Annotated in this window: 12 protein-coding genes and 1 pseudogene; 3 read left to right on the top strand and 10 right to left on the bottom strand. The window is 61.0% G+C overall.

The genetic code is table 11. The features are described from left to right. The first annotated feature begins 7 nt into the window (after positions 1–7). On the top strand, positions 8–1693 hold the full coding sequence (locus A3E77_RS09585) for a right-handed parallel beta-helix repeat-containing protein (RefSeq protein WP_293645330.1): 1686 nt from the start codon (positions 8–10) through the stop codon (positions 1691–1693). Between the two features lie 423 nt (positions 1694–2116). Here the strand turns inward: A3E77_RS09585 and A3E77_RS09580 are convergent. The 5 genes and pseudogenes from A3E77_RS09580 to A3E77_RS09560 form a co-directional block, all read right to left on the bottom strand. Then, positions 2117–3213: pseudogene (locus A3E77_RS09580) on the bottom strand (IS110 family RNA-guided transposase). Positions 3214–3317: 104 nt separating this feature from the next. Then, positions 3318–4898 (bottom strand): Kelch repeat-containing protein, encoded by a 1581-nt coding sequence (locus A3E77_RS09575; protein WP_293645328.1) that lies wholly within the window; start codon positions 4896–4898, stop codon positions 3318–3320. Continuing rightward, positions 4823–5494, bottom strand: coding sequence for a hypothetical protein (locus A3E77_RS09570; RefSeq protein ID WP_293645326.1), 672 nt, complete (start codon positions 5492–5494; stop codon positions 4823–4825). The genes A3E77_RS09575 and A3E77_RS09570 overlap by 76 nt, the downstream gene beginning before the upstream one ends. Before the next feature lie 35 nt (positions 5495–5529). Beyond that, positions 5530–6957, bottom strand: a complete 1428-nt coding sequence (locus A3E77_RS09565; protein ID WP_293645324.1) for an FAD-binding oxidoreductase — start codon at positions 6955–6957, stop codon at positions 5530–5532. Next, positions 6954–7952 (bottom strand): acyltransferase family protein, encoded by a 999-nt coding sequence (locus tag A3E77_RS09560; RefSeq protein WP_293645322.1) that lies wholly within the window; start codon positions 7950–7952, stop codon positions 6954–6956. Before A3E77_RS09560 ends, A3E77_RS09565 begins: the two co-directional genes overlap by 4 nt. A gap of 158 nt (positions 7953–8110) precedes the next feature. Between A3E77_RS09560 and A3E77_RS09555 the strand changes: the two genes are divergently transcribed. Both A3E77_RS09555 and A3E77_RS09550 read left to right on the top strand, forming a co-directional pair. Continuing rightward, on the top strand, positions 8111–8812 hold the full coding sequence (locus A3E77_RS09555) for an NAD-dependent epimerase/dehydratase family protein (RefSeq protein ID WP_293645320.1): 702 nt from the start codon (positions 8111–8113) through the stop codon (positions 8810–8812). After that, the gene (locus A3E77_RS09550; protein WP_293645318.1) at positions 8766–9107 is read left to right on the top strand and encodes an NAD-dependent epimerase/dehydratase family protein; all 342 of its coding nucleotides are present in this window, start codon (positions 8766–8768) and stop codon (positions 9105–9107) included. Before A3E77_RS09555 ends, A3E77_RS09550 begins: the two co-directional genes overlap by 47 nt. A gap of 22 nt (positions 9108–9129) precedes the next feature. Here A3E77_RS09550 and A3E77_RS09545 read toward each other — a convergent pair whose 3' ends face one another. The 5 genes from A3E77_RS09545 to A3E77_RS09525 all read right to left on the bottom strand — a co-directional run. After that, positions 9130–9597: a WbuC family cupin fold metalloprotein gene (locus A3E77_RS09545; protein WP_293645316.1), complete on the bottom strand. Its 468-nt coding sequence runs from the start codon at positions 9595–9597 to the stop codon at positions 9130–9132. Beyond that, positions 9597–10790, bottom strand: a complete 1194-nt coding sequence (locus A3E77_RS09540) for a glycosyltransferase family 4 protein (protein ID WP_293645314.1) — start codon at positions 10788–10790, stop codon at positions 9597–9599. Before A3E77_RS09540 ends, A3E77_RS09545 begins: the two co-directional genes overlap by 1 nt. Before the next feature lie 9 nt (positions 10791–10799). Further along, positions 10800–11939, bottom strand: a complete 1140-nt coding sequence (gene wecB, locus A3E77_RS09535; protein WP_293645312.1) for a non-hydrolyzing UDP-N-acetylglucosamine 2-epimerase — start codon at positions 11937–11939, stop codon at positions 10800–10802. Beyond that, on the bottom strand, positions 11936–12964 hold the full coding sequence (locus A3E77_RS09530; protein WP_293645310.1) for a polysaccharide biosynthesis protein: 1029 nt from the start codon (positions 12962–12964) through the stop codon (positions 11936–11938). Before A3E77_RS09530 ends, wecB begins: the two co-directional genes overlap by 4 nt. 17 nt (positions 12965–12981) lie before the next feature. Next, positions 12982–13230, bottom strand: a 249-nt coding sequence (locus tag A3E77_RS09525) for a Rossmann-fold NAD(P)-binding domain-containing protein (RefSeq protein ID WP_293645308.1), incomplete at its 5' end; no start/stop codon positions are given.

Genomic DNA, 13230 nt, shown 5'->3' with positions numbered 1-13230 from the left:
GCGTATCATGATCGACCGTCGCGAATCTTTTGCCCTGATAATTGGCGCCGCTACGGCGCCCTTGGTCGATCACGACGCCAAGGCTCACACCGGCGCGCAGCCAGCAAGATCAAATGCAACGCCGATAGTCGAAGCATCGCAAATCCCCTTTGCGAAGCCGGACAACGCCAACTCCATCCGCTTCACGCAAGCCGGCGCCGACGTCGCGGTTCGCACCCTTCAGGACAAGGCGCGCGAAACAGTGAGCGTGCAAGATTTCGGCGCGGTCGGCGACGGTGTCGCCGACGATACTCTCGCTATCCGCAAGGCGCTGGCCAGCGGCGCCGACGCGATTTTTCTTCCGCGCGGAGTCTATATCGTCAGCAGCGCGAACGGCCGGAACATCCATCTTTATGGCCTCGGCACCCTCAAGAAAAAGGCCGGCACCAAGGGTGTGCTGCTGAATCTGACCGGGGACAACCGCATCGAAGGCATCACCCTGGACTATGACTGGAAAAATGCGGCGCAAACGCTCCCTTACTCCGACAACATCTCGCTGCAACAGGTCGGCGGAACGCTGACGCTCAATGGCGTGATCTTCCGGCGTTCGTTCACCTCCGCGCTCTTTGTTTCAGGCGCCTCGCTTTCGACCGATATGAGTTGTTCCTTTACCGAAGGCGCTCCGCACAACGGCCTGTCGAGCGGGAAAGAACGCGTGACCTACTACATCACCTGCATCGCCGCCAATGACACCCGGGATCAAACCATCTGCATCAACGGCGGCTATTTCCGGGGAGCCAGTCTCGACCCCGAAAGGCTGCATCTCAATCCCACCGGGATATTCATCACGGCTTCGGCAGTGGATGGGGTTCGGTTCAAGACGATCAACATCAGCAATCCGGTTCTGATCGGGTGCTCGACCAATGTCGGCGCCGGGAATGTGACCGGCGCCATCGATATTTATAACGGCGCCGAAAACATCATCATAACGGGCGCGACGATACGCTATTTCACCTACGCGGGCATCAAGGTCCAGAACAGCAGCCGCTTTTCCATATCGGGGAACATGATCACCGACGGGAAGGTTCCCTCCCGTGCCTTCAACGCACATGCGGTCGGCATCGCAACGACCGAGAAGAACCGGTCATCGACGGTCGAACAGCGCTTCGGCCAAATCTCGGGCAACATAGTAGAAGAATGCCACTACGCCGGTATCCTCAACAATTGCGACTGGGTCACCATCTCGTCCAACATACTCAATCGGGTTGTAAGAGCGGAAACCGGCGCGGGTATGATGAACGACGGCAACAACGTCACGATCATCGGCAACGCCGGAACGAACATAGGCGGCACCTTCATTTCGAGCACGGGCGACCATATCAAGATCGTGGCGAACAATTTTGACAGCGGGTCGGACGGTCGAGCCGACGGCATCCTTTTTCAGGGTCACGATGTCGCGATCAGCGACAACAGCCTCGTGTCCGGCAAGGCATCGGGAGGATCGGGAATCCGGACCAATGGCCCCGCATCAAATGTTCGGATCGGGGGGAACTACGCCGAAAACTTCCCTTATGGTGTCGATCTTCGAACCACCGGTGGCGCCGTGAAGGAAGTCGTCATTTCCCCCAGTCAGTTCGCTGGCATCCAGAACGCGAATTACAATATTTCCAAAGACGCCGAGCATGTCGCGCGCGTCGTCACCGAGGCATGGTAGCCGACCCGCCCATCCGGAAAACTGCCGCGATCAATGACCGGCGATCTGCCGCCGGGCCGCACGCGCCACGATGCGGCGGCGCGCTAGCGGGGCTTCGAATTACGTCACAATCGTAAGACCGTATGTCCGCTGAGCGACTGAGGGCGACCCTACGCTCTGATGTCCGCTGTCAACGTTTCGGGCGTGCGCCGGCGACCGGTCCGGCCGGAGCCATTTGGATAATCGCACGCAGGTGGAGGCAGGACCTGAAGGACGTCGGTGATCAAGCTCTGATGCGCGGGTTGGATACCGCATTACCGATTGTGCGTCTGGGGCTGCCCCTGTCTTACTACAGGCGTCGGCTAATAGCCGGCCACAAAGCGTCTGTCGGGCATTCTCCTGCCGTGATCCTGCCCCCGCCTGTGCGCGAGTGGGATGGGTCGATCAGACTGGCTGCACGACGCGTCCGACCGACCACATGAAGCCGGCAAGCTCGCGTGCGATCGCGGTGCAAACGACCGTCGTTCGCTTGCCGGTTGCCGCCAGCCGCCGATATCGGGCTGTAAGGCGAGATTGTGCTTTCCAGGCGATCTCGCGCACTACAGGCGAGACCCGCTCATGGATGTAGAGCTTCTTCACGCCAATGCGCGGTGGATGGCGGTAGGTCCATGCGCTTTCGACTAGCATGTGCCGAACACGACTGTTGCCGGCCTCGCGCCGCACGGATGCGGCCGTTGATCGTTCGCTTGGCACAAGGCCCAGATAGCTCATGAGCTGCCTCGGATTCTCGAAGCGCGTCACGTCGCCGACCTCCGCGGCGAAGGTGACGGCGACGATCAGATCGACAGCACGCAGGGCCTGCAGACTGCGCACGAGGGGCTCGAGGGACCAGCCTGGCAGGAATTCCTCGATCGCCGCTTCGATGCGTTTGATTCGCTCGCTGGCCAGCCGCAGTGCATCGACCATCTCCTGTAGGGCGATCTGGTGCGCCGGATGGTCGAACCTCTGCTCCTGCAGCCATCGCAGATATCGCATCGACCAAGCCTTCTTCCGCGGAAAAACCCTGCCATGCTTAAGCATGAACGACGTGATGTGCTGGCGATGGACGCGCTGCGTCTCGACATCTGCCGAGCGGCCGCGAACCAGATCGCGCATAGCTTCATGGCTTTCGTCCGGCACCCATACCGCAGTAAGCTCGCCCGCGCGCAACAGCCGAGCCAGTCCGATCTCATCCCGGGTTGGTCTTCACCTGACCGCCTGGGCGCCGTGGAATGAGCGAGGGTGCAACGACCGTGCATTCCAGACCCATCGACTTGATCAGACGATGGAAGTCCGTATCCCGTCGGCCCTGCCTCATAGCAAAAGGTGATACTTTCGTGCTTCGCGGCAAGCCGTTTCACCAAGCGACGCATGCTCGCCTCGTCGGCATCGAACTCGCCCAGATACCTCACTTCGCCCATGCGTCCGCCGTCGGCGACGGCTACAGCGTTGCGCAGCTTTGCAACGTCAATGCCTACAAATGCCTCTCTCTGCTCGACCATGACACCTTCTCCGCGATAGCGAAGGCTCGGCACCTGCGCCGCCCTCGCCACCACAGTGTAAGCGTAGGGTCGCCCTCAGTCGCTCAGCGGACATACGGTCTTACTCACAACCCCATTTTCCAGATGTCATTCAGCACGCTGCCCGGCGCTGCGGCATTTGCATTGCCCGAGGTGAGAAACAGTTCAGCGTTAACGACATAAGCTATGGGAGCGTGGCGCTGGAGATAGTCGCGCGTTGCATAAAGACGCGACCAGCTTGCACCATCCTCGCTGCCCCATGTGTCCGCATAGTTGCGATTTGCCGGACCGATATTGTCATATCCGCCCATCAGATAGAGCCTGCCGGCATAGGCGATGAACGCCGGCCACATGCGGGGCGCCAACGGCAGTTCGGCCACAGTCTGAATCCATGTTTCCCCGCCATCCGTCGATTTCCAAATATCATTGAGCGTAGTCTTGTTGGGATAGGTAACCTCGGCCGGGATGTTGGCGACATTGCGTTGTCCGCCACAGAGATAAAGGTCTCCGTTAAACTGCGCTATCACCGCGACGCTGCGCGCTCCCCAGGGGGCGGGGCAAATCAGCGTCCATTCGACCGCGACCGGATCGAACTGCCACACGCCCTCGGTTCCCTCGACGGGATCGTTGCCCGTGCCGTGAAAGAACAACAGCTTGCCCTCGTGGACCAGAGCGGGATTGTCGAAGGCAGAAACACCCCACGGCAATGTCGCCATGATCTGGGTGAACGATGCGCCGCCGTCGACGCTCTTGAACATTTTGGCGCGCCAAGCATAGATCACGCCGTCGAGCGCGACGACCTTGCTAAACTTGTCATATTCGGGCGCATCATTGACCAGCTCTAAATCGACGCCGTTTACCGATCGCCACAGATCATGCCTTGCCTGTTCCTCCTCCACACCGACGGGCTGAAATCCATTGGCGATGAATTGATATCCGCCAAGTTTGAACGTCTCGGCGCTGTCGCGCGGCGAAAACGCTGCAGCCTTGGTGGCGCGCAGCCATGTCACGTCTCCCGCGGGATAAGCGTCACCGCCGGTCAGGACGAGCATTTCGCTGTCAGTCAGTGCAAAGGGGACAATGGTGATCTTGTGGATCACGCCGCCGAGCCGGGCGAGCGTGCTGAGAAGCGAACCGCCGACATGCAGCCTGGTCATCGAGGCTGGGATCGGACCATCGAACAACCAGTTCCCCAAAACACCGTTGCGTATCATCTGGGTATCGTCGGCCGCGATCCGGAGCGCGATCGATTGCAGATCTCCCGTTGCGGCAACTGCGGTCGTCGTCGACCCGCCGCTCAACGCGTCGGCGGCGGTCACGACGGACCCGAGTCCTCCGGCATCGTTGTTGACGATCGTGACATTGTCGTTGACGCCCGATCCGGAATACAGAGCCGCGAAGGCGCGCCGCCCCTTTTCGCTGTCTGCCGCGCCCGTCATAAGCGTCGCGTCGATCAGAACCGTACAGGTTCCAAATGCCAGGCCGTCAAGAATCGCGCTGTCCGTGTCGCGGGTGGCCGAAAATTCGCCGGTCGGGACATAGCTGGTGATATCGTCGCCGGCCTCGATCTGGCCGCCCCAGGCGTGAAAGGTCACCGTGTCCGACGTGCCGAATCCGCCGCGCAGGCCGAACTCGAAGAATCGGGCAGTGCCCGTCGCCGTCTCCACAACTTCGATCCGTTGCCATGTGCCGTCGAACGTGTGGAGCAGATAGCCGGCGCCCGCGACATGGCGGAAAGCAATCTTCTCGCCATCGACGCCTTTGACGAACAGCGATCCAGAACCGGAGCCAGATCCTGCTGCAGGTGACACCTATCGCCCGCGCCCGTGCCGCCATCGAGGCTCAGCGATATCCTGTCGGCCGTCATCGTGCCATCGGGCGCGGTCGCATCGTCGGCAACGACGACCGGCGCGAGGCCGGAGCCGACGTTGATCTTGTCCCATTTCACATGATCGAACTGTTGCGAACGCAGGAGCAGATTCTGGGCCGCCGGCTCGATCGCCAGCCCAAGATTCGCGACGATACGCGGAACGTCCTGCGGAAAACTCTGAACCACGCCTTCGACATCAATCATTGCCACGCTGCCGCGGCTGAACGACCAGCCGTCGATATCAGCCGGCGTGGCTTTGATCTGGTATCCATTACGGTAGAAGCCGCCCGCGAAATCCAGTTCGATGCCATAGGCGCCGAACGCCTGGATTTTCTGGTCGTCGGTGATTCCATAAAGGGCAGCGCGCGCCTCGGCGTCAGTGATATCGGACATTCTGTGGATCAACTCATGCGCTTTTTATTCAACATTTATAGTCTGATATTGCCAATCAAACCATGAGCATCAAGCCCTTCCTTGAGCAAGCTCGACAGCATTCGCTGCGCCTCCGGCGTATACCGGTCGTAAAATTCCTGATTGCTCGGCCCGACGCCATGCTCGGCGCTGAAGGTGCCGCCGAAATCGCGGACGACAAGATCGTATAGCTGCCGCCGGACGGCATCGATCACCGGTCGCCGTTCAGCCTCCGGCGTTCGTTCGGGGTCGGACCAGACCAGATTGAAATGGTCGCCGCCGTCGCCGCAATGTCCGAAGTCATATACATCAAGCATAGGGAAATCGCGAGCAATCATCCGCGTTGCCGCGGCGCGGAAAGCCGGCAGCTCCGGTCGCTTCACGCTGATGTCGAATGCGATCACCAATCCCGATCGCGCGACACCGTCGCTGATCGAATGACGGATCGCCCAGAAATCTTCTGACCGCCCCACGAGCACATCTTTGATGAGCGGCGCGGTGTCCGAAAAGGCTGGCGCCAGCACATCCGCGAGCGCCGCATCGAGGTCAGCGACAATGCCCTCGGGAAGGCTGGTGCCGACTTCCACGAGCAATGCATAAGGCGGGATATCGTCGGCGAAAGGACTGCGCAGCGAGGAATTATGCCGGAACGCGGCGCGCATCGCATTTCTCGACATGCCCTCGCACGCATGCAGCAGATCGCCGAGTCCGGCCTCAAGTAGGAAGACGATCTGGGGAATATCCTCCTGCGTTTGCGGAACGATCAGCGCTGAGGTCGTCCGGGTGGGCAGCGTATGGAGCTTGACTCTGGCACGGGTCACGACGCCGAAGGTGCCACCCGTGCCGACGAACAGATGCTTCCAGTCGAGCCCGCTATTATCTTTGCGAAGGCCGGAAAGATTGGAGATCGCCGACGCACCTGTATCGGCCAGCACCACTTCGAGGCCCAGAAGATTATCCCGCACATCGCCAAAACGAAGCATCCGCGACCCACCGGTGTTGGTCGCTATCATGCCGCCGATTGTAGGATCCGCGCCAAGATCGATCGGGAAGCAGAGCCCGTGCACACGCGCCGCCTCGTTGACCTTGCTCAACCTCGTTCCAGCGAGGACCACGGCGCTGCGGTCGAGCGGGTCGATATCTTCTACACCGGCAAGCCGGTCGAGGTTGACGAGCAGTTGGTCGCCGCGATCATCGGGATTGCTTGCGCCGACCAACCCCGTGTTCGCACCTTGAACGACGAACCGCACGTCATTGCGAACGCAATAATCGACAACCGCGCGAAGCTCATCGATCGCCCCCGGACGCACGACGCACGCAGCGCGACCGGCGCCATAGCGATACCCCCGTTCGTAAGGTGCCGCGTCTTCGGCCGGAACGATCGACCGTGGATCGAGAAACGCCGCAAGATCAGCGCGGACCGAACGCCTCTGCGCAATCGTCATGCCCGGTCGCCGGCGGCAACCCGTGACTGTTCGGGATCGGCCTGCGGCTTGGGTCGTCGGGGCGCACTCAATCGCCCCAGCGGGCGCTCGATGGCAAGATAGGTAATCGCACCTGCCGCAGCCGTCAGGGCCAGTGCGATCAACGCGAGAAGGTCGCCGTTGATACCGGGAACAAAGCGGGCGGCAATCTTGTAAATCACCGGTATCGTGAAGACCTGGACCAGATAGATACTGTAGGACGCTTCGCCGAGGAACACCGTCAAGCCCCGCCGGATCTGCGGGGCGCTCGCCGCGCCAAATACGATCAAAGACGACGGCAGCCCCCAAAGCAGGAAACGATCGAGGGGCGGTCGCCACAGGATCGATATCGCAAGCGCCGCCGCACCGGCAGCGAGGATTACCCACGCAAGCCGGCTGTCGGTCCGGAACGAGTGGCAGATCATTGCGCAAATCATCCCGAGCGCAAATTCCAGAACGATCAGCCCCACGAAGGGAGCGAGTATTGCCAGGCCGAGGAATACCACCGCATTCCAACGGTTTCCCGCCGCGATACCGAGCGCGAAGAGAAGGTAGAATGCAAACTCATATTCGAGTGTCCAACCCACATAGACGAGCGGTTCGCGGGACATCACTGGCCCCGAAACGAAGAGGAACGATGTCGCAGCCCTCAAAAATGAAAGCCCCTGCTCGCGCGCTTGGGCCGGCATTGCCAGCAAAAGCAGCACCATCAGCGCCGTCGCCACCCAATAGATGGGAACGATCCGCGCAATCCGGCCGCGCAAGAAGGTACGGGGCGACTTGGGATTTTGCTGCTGGGCGACCATCATGACGAAACCCGAGATGACGAAAAACACATCGACACCATTGCCCCCCCACCCCTCGAGCGGTGCGAGAACCAGCGGCCTCATTTCATAGGCCATGCCGGCGCCGATGGCGTGATACAGAACGACATTCAGAGCCGCAAAGGCGCGAAGAGCCTGGATATTGGTGAACATCGGGACGCGGTACGTTAGGACGGGAACGGACGCAATCGGGACTTTACCCGCATTGCCACGACTTACATCCGGCGCGGGTTGAATAGATAACTCGCTGTTTTCAAGCACCGTGCTATGGGTCGTTCGCGCCGCAGCAATGCAGGCTGGAAGCGACAGGCATGAAGGTTTTTGTAACCGACGGGGCGGGATATATCGGCAGCCATACGCTGGTCGCGTTGCGGGCGGCGGGGCGTGAGATATGCGTGTTCGACAATTTTTCGAACAGCTCGCCCTTGGCGCTCGCGCGTGTGCGCCAACTAACCAACCGGGACTTTTCGCTCGTCGAAGCCGACGACCGCGACGCACTCACGCGGGCGGCTGCCGCGTTCGCCCGCGACGCTGTGATCCATTTTGGCGGCCTGAAAGCGGTCGGAGAATCGAATGAGCAGCCGCTCCGCTACGATGAGAACAATGTCGCTGGTTCGATGAACCTGCTTGCCGCGATGGACGCATGCGCCTGCCGCCGCATCGTCTTTTCTTCGTCGGCGACGGTTTATGGCGAAGCCCGCCACCTGCCCTTCGACGAGGTGCACCCTGTCGCTCCGACCAACCCCTATGGCCGGACCAAGGCGATGGTCGAAGATGTGATACGCGACTGGTCCTTGGCGACCGAAGGCGCCTCGGCGGTGCTGCTGCGCTATTTCAACCCCGTGGGCGCGCATGACTCGGGGCGGATCGGCGAGGATCCGCACGACATCCCGAACAACCTCATGCCCTTTGTCGCACAAGTCGCGGTCGGGCGGCGTGCCAGGCTGTCGATCTTCGGCGACGATTATGACACGCGACGGTACCGGCGAGCGCGATTACATTCACGCCGTTGATCTTGCCGCCGCGCATGTAGCGGCGATCAAATATTCGGCGCGCACGACAGGTTGTGAAGCGATCAACGTCGGCACCGGGCACGGCATAACGGTCAGAGAGCTTGTCGCCGCCTATGAACGCGCCTGTGGTCACCCGATCGCCCATGAGATTGCATCCCGACGCCCCGGCGACGTCGCAAGCAGCTATGCGGCCACCGACAAGGGAGCAATTATTGAACTGGCGCGCCGCGCTCGATGTCGACGCTATGTGCGCCTCGTCGTAGCGCTGGCAGTCGGAGAATCCTCTGGGATATGAGAATGATTGAGGACGCCGTCTTTCATCCGAACAGCGCCTGCAGCCGCGCCAGATAGACATTCGCGGCGTCGCTGCCTTCCTCGGCCGCCCAGAGCGCAGGCTCCTTGGCGGCCGACGGGTCAAACGGCCCGGCCTTCACCTCAAGCAGCGCGGCCGCCTCGGTCAGCGCCACGACCGTATGCCATTCGCCGGGTTCGACGATGATCGCGGCACAATCGCTTCCCGCCCCGAAGCGCACGACGCTCACGACATTGCCATTACCGTCGAAATCGATGCACCCCATTTGCCCCTGAAGCGCGATCAGCGTTTCGGGCTTCGGATCGGCCGAATGACGATGCGGGCGGATATAGCTGTCGTGCCAGAGATAGTTGACGAGACGCTGGCACGGATCGGCATAGCTGGTGTGCAGGTTGAAGTGCTGTCGCCGCCGCGGCGAGGCGGCCGCCTGTCGGCCGAGCGTCTCCAGAAAAGTCCGGTCGATCGCTTCCATCAGCCGCCAAGCGCCCGCACGATCTGCTCCACCGCCGCCCGCGCCGAGAAAAGATCGTCGGAAAGACCGGTGCAACGCTGTCGCATCCCGCCGTCACGAACCTCCTGTTCGACCATCGCTACGGCAAGTTCAGGCAGATCCCGGCCATCGGGTTCGACCGACACCCGGCCCACGCCCTTCTCCTCGACCAGCGCCTTGAGATCGTTCCCGTCGTTGATGCTCGCCAGTACCGGCAAGCCAGCCTGCATATATGTCAGGAATTTCCCGGGAATATTGTGGGTCTTGTGACGGCTGTCCAGGCTGATCATCCCGACATGGCATTGACGATAAAGCGCCGGAATTTCGTCGGGGGCGATCTCATCATGGAACAGCGTGTTCGCAAGCTCCTGCGCTGAGGCCGCGCCGCGCAGGCGCTGCGCCTCACTGCCGCGTCCGACGAACAGGAAACCCACATCGTTGCGGTTCCGCATGGATATCGCCAGATCGAGCAATTTATCCATCTGCTGCGCAACGCCCATATTGCCGGCATAAACGAAGACGCGCCGCCCGGCGAGGCTGGTCCGGCCGATGTCAATCGAGCATCCGAGATCTGATGCCTCCCCGAGCCAGTTTTGCAGAACTTCGAAACGCCGTTCAGGATGACGGGCGCGGAATGCTTCGAAAAATCCGAGATTGCCCGGCGTCTGCACACCGACAACGTCCGCCGACCGATATTGATAATGTGCGACTGCATCGAGCAGGTGGAAAGCCGGCCCGCGCGAGATCAACCCCATGTCGGCCGCCCATTGCGGAAAGATATCGCGGATAATCAGATAGGAAGGACAGCCGTTGCGGCGTTTCAGCCAGCGGACGATCGGCCCCAGAAAAATCGTCGGGGAGTACCAGATGATCGCGTCATAGCCGCGCTCCGCGAGCGGCGACTTCTTGAGGTTGCGCATCATCGCGAACGGCATCCGGAACTCGTTCGCCATGCGGCGGACATATCCGGTATCTTTCGTCGGCGGCGCGCGAAGGCGCGCGACGGTCACGCCGTCGATTTCGTCGATCAGGTATGGCGTATCGAGGTCGGGGCTCGCGACGAGTACGGTCGTTTCGTGTCCTTGCCACGCAAACTCGCGCGACAAGTCACGAAGCTGGACTGCTCCTGACGAACGGAGCGGCGGATAGGCATCGGCAACGATCGCAACGCGCATGGCCGGCAATCAATATTTCTTCCACACGACGCGGTTCACATAATCGACGTAGCTGTGGATGATGCGGACGACCTTCTCGGAGACATTCGGCGCATCATAGTCAGCGGGCAGCCGCAGCGTGCGCTCGTCGCCCCGCGCCTGCGTTTCCAGCACACCCAACGCCTGGCGGACCCGGTCGACGTTCAAGCCGGCCATCATCACCGACGCTTCTTCCATCCCTTCGTGCCGTTCATGCGTCTCGCGAAGGTTCACAGCGGGAAAGTTCAGGATGGCCGACTCTTCGGTGATCGTTCCGCTGTCCGACAGAACTGCCAAGGCCGACTGCTGAAGCGCAATATAGTCGCTGAAGCCGAAGGGCTTGGCGAGTTGCACCGCCGGGTGGAAGCTGACGCCCCATTCGTCGATCCGTTTCTTCGTGCGCGGATGCATCGACATGATCACCGGAAAGCCATACCGCTCGGCAAGGTCGCTCATGATCGCGGCAAGGGCAAGAAGACCCTCCTTGCGATCGACATTCTCCTCGCGATGCGAGCTGACGAGGAAATATTCGCGCGGTGCGAGGCCGAACTGCGAGAGCGCATCGCTGCTCTCGATCCGGCTCTTGTAATGCTCCAGCACCTCCATCATCGGGCTGCCCGTCCGGATCACCATATCCGCCGGCAGCCCCTCGCGCAGCAGGTTCTCGCGGGCGATGGCGCTGTAGGTCAGGTTGATGTCAGAGGTGTGATCGACGATCTTGCGGTTGATCTCTTCGGGCACGCGCTGGTCGAAACAGCGGTTTCCCGCCTCCATGTGAAAGATCGGGATGCGGAGCCGCTTGGCCGCGATCGCGGCCAGCGCGCTGTTCGTATCGCCCAGGATCAGGACCGCCTCGGGCCGCACCTCGCGTAGCAGGTGATCCGCTTTCGCGATGACGTTGCCGATCGTCTCGGCGCTCGACGCGCCGGCCGCATCCAGAAAATGGTCCGGCTTGCGGATCGACAGGTCGGTGAAGAATATCTCGTTGAGCTCATAATCATAATTCTGGCCCGTGTGGACCAGCACATGATCGCACCGCGCGTCGAGCAGCGGGATCACTCGCGACAGCCGGATGATCTCGGGACGCGTCCCGACGAAGGTCACGACCTTCAAAAGCCCTTCGCGGCTCATGCGTCGAGCACCGCTTGTTCGCCAGCGATTATCGATCGGATGAAGGGCAGCTTCAGAAGCAACTGCTTCATCTCGTCGACATCGAGACGGTGCGTATTGTGCGAGTTATATTCGGTCGCCTCGGTGATGTGCACGTCGCCTCGCTCGAAATAGGCGTCGTAATTGAGGTCGCGCATGTCGGGGGGCACGCGGTAATAATTGCCGAGGTCGAGCGACGCGGCGCGCTCCTCGCGGCTGAGAAGGGCTTCGTACAGCTTCTCGCCATGCCGCGTACCGATGATCTGTACCGCTGCATCGGGCGTGTTCAACAACTGCTTCAATGCCTCGATCAGCGTCGCGATCGTCGCCGCCGGTGCCTTCTGGACAAAAATGTCGCCGGGGCTGCCATTCGAGAAAGCGTAGAGCACCAGGTCCACCGCATCGTCGAGCGTCATCATGAACCGCGTCATCTCGGGATCGGTAACGGTCAATGAACGGCCGCCGCGCAGTTGGTCGACGAACAACGGAATCACCGATCCGCGCGAGGCCATGACATTGCCGTAACGCGTCGTGCAGATGATCGTCCGCTGCGTCTTGCGCGCCTTTGCGGTCGCAACCTTTTCCATCAGCGCTTTCGAAATGCCCATCGCGTTGATCGGATAGACCGCCTTGTCAGTGCTGAGACAGATGACCCGCTCGACCCCGGCCGCGATAGCCGATTCAAGCACGTTCTCGGTGCCGAAAACGTTGGTCTTGGTCGCTTCCATCGGGTGAAACTCGCACGACGGAACCTGTTTCAGCGCTGCCGCGTGAAAGACATAGTTCACATGGTGCATCGCGTCGGTAACCGATTGGCGGTCGCGAACGTCACCGAGATAGAATTTCAGCTTCTCGTGCGCATAGGCCTTGCGCATATCGTCCTGCTTCTTCTCGTCGCGGCTGAAGACGCGGATTTCTCTGATATCGGAATCGAGAAAGCGCCGCAGCACGGCGTTGCCGAACGACCCCGTTCCGCCGGTAATCAACAGGGTTTTATCCTTGAACATCTTTCATCCTTTGCGCCTTAGCCGAATGCATTCATGCGCCGGACCAGTTCGGGCCAGGCCTCGGGCAGAAAACCCGTCGCCGCGCGGAAGCGGCCGGAATCGAGCGACCGGTCGATCATCAGGGCGGAATCCTCGTCGATCCGGATCGTCTTGCCATAGGCTTCGGCGACGAGTTGCAGCAGCCGGTATTTGTCGATCGGGTCGGCGGACAGGTGATACAATCCCGACAGCTCTGGCCGCGGCAGAACATATTCGTCGATGATCCG

This window comes from Sphingopyxis sp. RIFCSPHIGHO2_12_FULL_65_19 (assembly GCF_001830555.1).
GTDB lineage: Bacteria > Pseudomonadota > Alphaproteobacteria > Sphingomonadales > Sphingomonadaceae > Sphingopyxis.
Note: the sequence above shows the minus strand (reverse complement) of the source record. Positions and strands in the feature narration are given on the sequence as shown.

Bases quoted from the DNA above. Each gene is read 5' to 3' on its own strand.
- A3E77_RS09585 (WP_293645330.1), top strand. From the start codon at position 8: ATGATCGACCGTCGCGAATCTTTTGCCCTGATAATTGGCGCCGCTACG.
- A3E77_RS09570 (WP_293645326.1), bottom strand. From the start codon at position 5,494: ATGTCCGATATCACTGACGCCGAGGCGCGCGCTGCCCTTTATGGAATC.
- A3E77_RS09565 (WP_293645324.1), bottom strand. From the start codon at position 6,957: ATGACGATTGCGCAGAGGCGTTCGGTCCGCGCTGATCTTGCGGCGTTT.
- A3E77_RS09560 (WP_293645322.1), bottom strand. From the start codon at position 7,952: ATGTTCACCAATATCCAGGCTCTTCGCGCCTTTGCGGCTCTGAATGTC.
- A3E77_RS09555 (WP_293645320.1), top strand. From the start codon at position 8,111: ATGAAGGTTTTTGTAACCGACGGGGCGGGATATATCGGCAGCCATACG.
- A3E77_RS09550 (WP_293645318.1), top strand. From the start codon at position 8,766: ATGACACGCGACGGTACCGGCGAGCGCGATTACATTCACGCCGTTGAT.
- A3E77_RS09545 (WP_293645316.1), bottom strand. From the start codon at position 9,597: ATGGAAGCGATCGACCGGACTTTTCTGGAGACGCTCGGCCGACAGGCG.
- A3E77_RS09540 (WP_293645314.1), bottom strand. From the start codon at position 10,790: ATGCGCGTTGCGATCGTTGCCGATGCCTATCCGCCGCTCCGTTCGTCA.
- wecB (WP_293645312.1), bottom strand. From the start codon at position 11,939: ATGAGCCGCGAAGGGCTTTTGAAGGTCGTGACCTTCGTCGGGACGCGT.
- A3E77_RS09530 (WP_293645310.1), bottom strand. From the start codon at position 12,964: ATGTTCAAGGATAAAACCCTGTTGATTACCGGCGGAACGGGGTCGTTC.